General features: G+C 39.5%; 6 protein-coding genes. 5 read left to right on the top strand and 1 reads right to left on the bottom strand.

Annotated features, from left to right (window positions below; translation table 11 throughout):
• Window positions 1-518 precede the first annotated feature (518 nt).
• The 5 genes from H4J63_RS08970 (at window position 519) to yegD (ending at window position 6,233) form a co-directional block, all read left to right on the top strand.
• Window positions 519-2,792, top strand: coding sequence for a TonB-dependent receptor (locus H4J63_RS08970; protein ID WP_182196077.1), 2,274 nt, complete (start codon window positions 519-521; stop codon window positions 2,790-2,792).
• Between the two features lie 105 nt (window positions 2,793-2,897).
• Window positions 2,898-3,197, top strand: coding sequence for a hypothetical protein (locus H4J63_RS08965; RefSeq protein WP_002958185.1), 300 nt, complete (start codon window positions 2,898-2,900; stop codon window positions 3,195-3,197).
• 76 nt (window positions 3,198-3,273) lie between these two features.
• Window positions 3,274-3,930 carry an HAD family phosphatase gene (locus H4J63_RS08960; protein WP_182196075.1) on the top strand — a complete coding sequence of 219 codons (657 nt, stop codon included), beginning with the start codon at window positions 3,274-3,276 and terminating at the stop codon, window positions 3,928-3,930.
• A 33-nt stretch (window positions 3,931-3,963) separates the two neighbouring features.
• Window positions 3,964-4,806 (top strand): DNA ligase, encoded by an 843-nt coding sequence (locus tag H4J63_RS08955; RefSeq protein WP_182196073.1) that lies wholly within the window; start codon window positions 3,964-3,966, stop codon window positions 4,804-4,806.
• Between the two features lie 62 nt (window positions 4,807-4,868).
• Window positions 4,869-6,233 carry a molecular chaperone gene (gene yegD / locus H4J63_RS08950; RefSeq protein ID WP_182196071.1) on the top strand — a complete coding sequence of 455 codons (1,365 nt, stop codon included), beginning with the start codon at window positions 4,869-4,871 and terminating at the stop codon, window positions 6,231-6,233.
• Window positions 6,234-6,252: 19 nt separating this feature from the next.
• On the opposite strand, the gene H4J63_RS08945 is transcribed toward yegD, so the two are convergent.
• Window positions 6,253-6,717, bottom strand: a complete 465-nt coding sequence (locus H4J63_RS08945) for a methylglyoxal synthase (RefSeq protein WP_002958191.1) — start codon at window positions 6,715-6,717, stop codon at window positions 6,253-6,255.
• Between the last annotated feature and the right edge of the window lie 24 nt (window positions 6,718-6,741).

Here is a 6,741-nt window from a genome sequence, read left to right as displayed (position 1 = left end):
TGCGAGAACGAGTGAAACGTTATATTCTTCCAGAAAAAAGAAAACGGCCCAAAAGTAGGACCGTTCGAATTTCAAAAACTCGGTACACCATTAAGTCAAAGCATGCTTAACTGAATGGTGTTAGCTCTTGGGCGGCTTTTAATAAAAACACAGGTGTTTCTATTTTAGGTTAACATGTAAAACAATCCCTTCTTCCTACTCCATTTTATTAAATCCAATAAAGGACATATGTCCTTAATATTAGAATTTTGCATCTAAATAGTGATAAAAACACGTGATTTTGTAGTTAAATGTTGCAAAAAAGTTTCTAATTATGTCTATATTTATGCAGTAAAATTGTCACACAATGGTATAATCTTAATCGTTCGTTCAGCCTTATAACATCGTTTTTGTACTCTCGGTAATAAGGTCCGCGCGCATGACGCAAGTCGCGAAAAATTGAACGAGCCCGCAATGAATACATTGCGCAACACAAAAAACCGTTGAACAAGAGTGCACAAAAAAGGTTAATACCCGACATGAAATCATTAAAGAAATCTGCAATAGCGACAATTATTAACGCTGCACTACTATCTGCTGCTGGCACATCTATTTCAGCATTCGCCGCTGAAGAAGAAACGGCTAAAAAAAGCAATCAACTAGAAGTTATTCAAGTTACCGCCCGTAAACGCGTAGAAAATGCACAAGAAGTACCAGTAGCAGTATCTGCACTACAAGGTGATAACCTTGATGCGTATAGCTCAGCTGGTATGGATATTCGTTTTTTAAATGCGAAAATTCCAAGTTTATCTATTGAGTCTTCATTTGGTCGTTCATTCCCACGCTTTTACGTTCGTGGTTTAGGTAATACCGATTTCGATTTGAATGCATCACAACCAGTATCACTTGTTGTTGATGAAGTAGTTCAAGAAAATGCAATTTTAAAAGGCTTCCCAGTATTTGATGTTGAACGCGTAGAAGTATTACGTGGACCACAGGGAACTTTATTTGGACGTAACACGCCAGCTGGCCTTGTTAAGTTTGATACTGTTAAACCAAGCCAAGAATTTGATGGTTATGGCTCTGTTTCATACGGTAGCCGTGGCGCTGTAGACACAAGTGGTGCTGTAGGTGGTGCTTTAACTGACCGTTTATCTGCTCGTGTTTCATTATTATGGCAAGATAAAGACGATTACATTGATAACCAAGCGCCAGGCTTTGAAGCTAAAGACGAGCAAGGTGGTTACACTGAAAAAGCGGCACGTGTTCAGTTTTTATATGAAGGCGATGATTTTACTGCTTTATTAAACTATCACACACGTGACTTAGATGGCTCACCAATTGCCTTTCGTGCGAATGTAATTAAAACGGGTACTAATGAGCTAGTAGATAACTACGAAAGTGATGTTGTTTATCAAGATGCGGCATCTCGCTCTACTCAACAAGTAGAATCTGAAGGCGCGAGCTTAAAGCTTGAGTGGGAACTTAAAAACCACACAATCACTTCAATTTCTGCATGGGAAAGCGCTGAAATATACTCGCGTGCTGATATTGACGGCGGTTACGGCGGCTTCTCAATAGATGGAGTTCCAGTTGCTATGGGACCAGGTTCTATTCCATTTTCTAATGAAAGTGCTGATGGCATTCCAGAGCACGATCAGTTAACGCAAGAGCTACGTTTATCTAGTAACTTTGATGGTGATTTAAATTATCAAGTAGGTGTATTTTACTTTGATGAAGAGCTAACGATTGAAAACTTCAGCTACGATACATTCTCAACACCTAATGCTGGTGCTTTAAATGGTTATGTTCGCCAACAACAAGACACAACTGCATGGGCTATATTTGGTTCTGTAGATTATACTTTTTCAGATGATTTAAAAGTAACAGCGGGCCTTCGTTACTCTGATGATGATAAAGATTTTGTAGCTGATCGTACACTTAGCCCAATTGGTGGCGGTGCATTACTTGTAGAGCGTGATGTTAGTGACGACCATGTTAGCTGGGATTTATCTGCAAACTATAAAGTAAACGACGATGTTAACTGGTACGGCCGTGTAGCAAACAGCTTCCGCGCACCTAGTTTACAAGGTCGTATTTTATTTGGTGATGACGTTACAACAGCTGAGTCAGAAACGGTAACATCGTACGAGACAGGTATTAAATCAGACGTGCTAGACGGCCAAGGCCGTGTAAATGCTACTGTGTTTTACTACACGATGGACGACCAACAGCTTACTGCTGTAGGCGGTGGTGCTAACTTTAACCGTTTAGTTAATGCTGATAAAACGACTGGCTATGGTTTTGAGTTAGATACGCAGTGGGTATTAAGCGATGAGTTTAATGCAACGTTTAACTTAAGCTACAATAAAACAGAAATTAAAGATAACGATTTAGCTGTCGCTGTTTGTGCTCAATGTACTGTAACTGACCCAATTAATGGTTCTGGTCTTGCTGTACTTGATGGTAATAGCTTACCGCATGCTCCTGAGTGGATCTCTAACTTTACGCTTCGCTACACTAAAGAACTTGCCGATGGTAACTTCTTCGCAAGCGGTGATATTTCTTATCGCAGTAAAATCAATATGTTCCTTTACGAATCAGTAGAGTTTGAAGGTAAAGAGCTTATTGAAACAGGTCTTCGTACAGGCTACACATGGTCTGAAGGCGATTACGAATACGAAGTTGCTGCTTTTGTCCGTAACTTATTTGACGAACAACAAGTTATTGGCGCTGTAGATTTCAATAACAATACAGGTATTGTTAACGAAGAGCGTTATGTTGGTGCTGAATTTAAAGTTAACTTCTTCTAGAGATAACCTTAAATTATATTAATTTTTAAAAGCCTGCCTTGTGCAGGCTTTTATGTTTTTATAAAGCTGGTAAAGTAGCGTTAATTAATTTAAAGAGATAAAAAGATGGCTGGATTTTGGAATTACCGTGTAATTTTTTGTGAAGCAACGAAAGACGAAGCAGCGCAATATCAAATACATGAAGTAGAATATAACCTAAATGGTAAAGTAACTAACTGGTCAGAAACTGGCGCAGCCCCTTTTGGAACAACCTTAGATGAGTTGAAAGATGACTCCGAGCGTTTAAAAACTGCATTTGATAAACCAGTACTTAAAGTTGTACGTAAAACGCGTGGCTACGAGCTTGTTGATGTTGAAACGGGTGAGGAAGCAACGGGTGAGCCGCCAGCAGGCTTAACGCAATAACTGCATTTATATAAAAGGTGCTTAAGGCGCCTTTTTTTATTGTCAAAATTTAGCTCAAGTTAAATAAGGAATGAGGATGACTTTAAAAGCAATATTATTTGATATGGATGGCACATTAGTTGATTCAGAAAGCATGCACTTTGTATGCTGGAGTAAATTACTTAAACCCTACGGCGTTAGTTATTTAGAAAATGATTTTTGTCAGCGCTTTTCGGGACGGCCCACTTTAGAAGCCGCAATCGAAATTAAGCAAGAGCATAACTTATCGGTAAGTGCACAGTTTTTAGCAGATGAAAAATACCGTTTATTTGGTGAATATGTAGTAACACATTTACCGCCACTGATGCCATTTACAGAGCAAACATTGAAAGCTGTAAAAGCGAGTGGCTTAAAAATGGCGCTAGTAACAGGCAGTGCTAAAAGTGAAGCTATGCCAATACTGAAAGGCTTAGGGTTTTATGAGCTGTTTGATACGGTGGTTACAAAAGATGATGTAACTAATCCTAAACCTGCAGGGGACCCATATTTACTGGCACTTGAGCAGATAAATATACAGGCAGGCAATGCAATTGCTGTTGAGGATACTTACACAGGGGTAACAGCTGCTAATAATGCTTTGTTACGTGTTGTAGCCATTGCCAATAGTCATACTAAAGATCACGACTTTAGCCAAGCTACCTATCAAATGAGCAACTTAGATGAGTTTTGGCAATGGGCGCAATCTCAACTATAGTTTAAGCCAACTTTTACGTGCTTGGATGCGCCAATGCTTACTATTAAACACCTGCTTTTAATTGTTATTGTACTTTTTACGCAATGCATAAGTGCAGCACAACCGTCTGTTTTACTGGCTAAAGTATATGACGAAACGAAGCATTATGATGTAAGTAAATATTTAGTCAGTGAAAAATATGATGGCGTAAGAGCTATCTGGACCGGCACGGAGTTTGTCACTCGTAAGGGTAATATTATCAATGCGCCAAGTTGGTTTACAGCGCCATTGCCAAATGTATGGCTTGATGGTGAGCTGTGGACTAAACGTGAGCACTTTTCTGCGCTTAGCGGCATAGTCAGAACTAAAAAACCTAATAATCATGATTGGCAAACTATTACTTATAAAGTATTTGATATGCCAGATAAAAATCTCCCTTTTAGCACTCGCTATAAAAACTATAATGAGCTTATCACTAGCCTAAACTCGCCGCACATTAGTGCTGTAGTTCAATATAGCTTTACAAATAATGAGCAGCTTACAGAGTATTTTGAGAACATAACTAAGCAGGGTGGCGAGGGCGTAATGCTTCATTTGGCCAGCGCGAAGCACAGCAATGGAAGAAGTAATGCATTACTAAAATTAAAACCTTATTTAGATGCAGAAGCGGTTGTAATTGCACACTTACCAGGCAAAGGTAAATATCAAGGTATGTTAGGGGCATTAAGGGTAAAAACAGCGCAGGGGCAGGTATTTTCTATTGGTACTGGGTTTAATGATGCACAGCGCTCCATCCCACCGGAGATTGGTAGTACTGTAACGTACCGATTTCATGGCTTAACAAAAAATGGGTTACCGCGTTTTGCCAGTTTTTTACGGGTCAGAGATAGTTTATAACATTTATAAATTTTACAAAGTGTGCTAAATTGCGCGGCCTTTTTGGTAATGTGTGGTGAAGTATGTTTGTAGGTTTTGATTACGGTAGTTCTAATTGTGCTATGGGTGTAATGAGCGAGGGTAATGTTCAATTAGTACCGCTAGAGCAAGGAAAACATTACTTACCGTCTACACTTTACACTCATCACAGCGCGTTGGTTGTTGATTTTGTTGCTAAGCATTTACATGGCACAGCCCATGAGCATGATTTTTTAACGCAGCGCCAAGCATTATTAAATACCTTACCTCGTATTAAGTCAGACCTTGATTTACAACCTTCAGATGAAACCCTATTTATTGGTCGTGAAGCGATTAGCGAGTACGTGCAGTTTCCTGAAGAAGGCTATTTTGTTAAGTCTCCTAAATCATTTTTTGGTGCAACAGGTTTAAAGCAAGGTCAAATTAACTTTTTTGAAGATATCGCAACCGCGATGATCTTAAAAATTAAGCAACGCGCTGAGCTCTCTTTAGATAAAACACTTACACAAACAGTAATTGGTCGCCCAGTAAACTTTCAAGCTGTGGGTGGTGAGCAATCAAATCAACAAGCGGTCGGTATTTTAGAGCGTGCTGCTAAACGTGCTGGTTTTAAAGACGTAGAGTTTTTATATGAGCCACTTGCTGCGGGTATCGACTACGAGAGTGATTTAACTCAGGATCAAAAAGTACTCGTTATTGATATTGGTGGTGGTACAAGTGACTGCTCATTTGTACAAATGGGCCCAAGCTTTAGAGGAAATAGTCAGCGCGATAGCGATTTTTTATCTCACAGTGGTAAACGTGTTGGCGGAAACGATTTAGATATTGCTTTGAGCTTTCATGGTTTAATGCCGTTATTGGGTTTAGGCAGTACGTTTAAATCAGGTCTACCTTTGCCTAATCAAGCGTTTTGGCAAGCGTGTAAAATTAACGATGTAAACTTACAAAGCCAATTTTATAGTGAAAGCCATACCCGAGAGCTAAACGCACAATTACGTGATGTAAGTGCACCTGAGCTTTATAAGCGCTTAATACATTTACAGCAAAACAAGCAAGGCCATCAGTTAGTGCAACAAGGTGAAGCGGCTAAAATAGCACTTTCGTCTGCTAGTGTGTTTGATTGTGATTTAAGCTTTTTAGATAGTGGGCTGAATAAAAATGTATCTGTAAGCGATTTAGCTGTTGCCGTCGAGAGTAGTATTAGCCAAATAGTTACTTTAGCAAAACAAGCAATCAGCGACGCTGCGACCACGCCAGACATTATTTACTTAACAGGCGGTAGTGCACAGTCACCATTGATTAAAGCGGCTTTAAGTGAGCACTTAGGTAATATAAAAATGGTTAACGGGGACCACTTTGGTAGTGTAACTGCTGGCCTGACTAAATGGGCCAGCATGCTTTATAAATAACCTAGATTACAATTGAGGTTTAAAGATCTATTTGTCGGGTTGCGAGGTATTTTTCGTAATCTGGCAATGTACGTTCAAGCTCTACATCCATAAGCGGTGAGCTTAATAACATATCTGCACTTACCTCATTACACGCCACCGGAATATTCCAAACAGCGGCTAAACGCAGCAGTGCTTTAACATCAGGGTCATGAGGCTGTGATGCTAATGGGTCCCAAAAAAATATCAAAACATGTATCTCATGTTCAGCTATTTTAGCGCCAAGTTGTTGATCGCCGCCCATAGGGCCACTTAATAGCTGAACTACATCAAGTCCCGTGGTTTTTTGAATTAAATGCCCTGTAGTACCTGTACCATATAAAGTGTGCTTACTTAGTATTTCTTTGTGCTTTTCACACCATAATTTTAATGCTGCTTTTTTACCGTCGTGGGCAACTAAAGCAATATTTTTTTGTGCGGGAAGAGATTGTGTTTTTTGTTCCATGCTGATTCTTTTTTATTAGTTAGC

This window comes from Pseudoalteromonas sp. 5Ae-yellow, from assembly GCF_014077565.1.
Classification (GTDB): Bacteria; Pseudomonadota; Gammaproteobacteria; order Enterobacterales; family Alteromonadaceae; genus Pseudoalteromonas.
The sequence above is the reverse complement of the archived record's forward strand: the minus strand, read 5'-3'. Positions and strand labels throughout refer to the sequence as shown.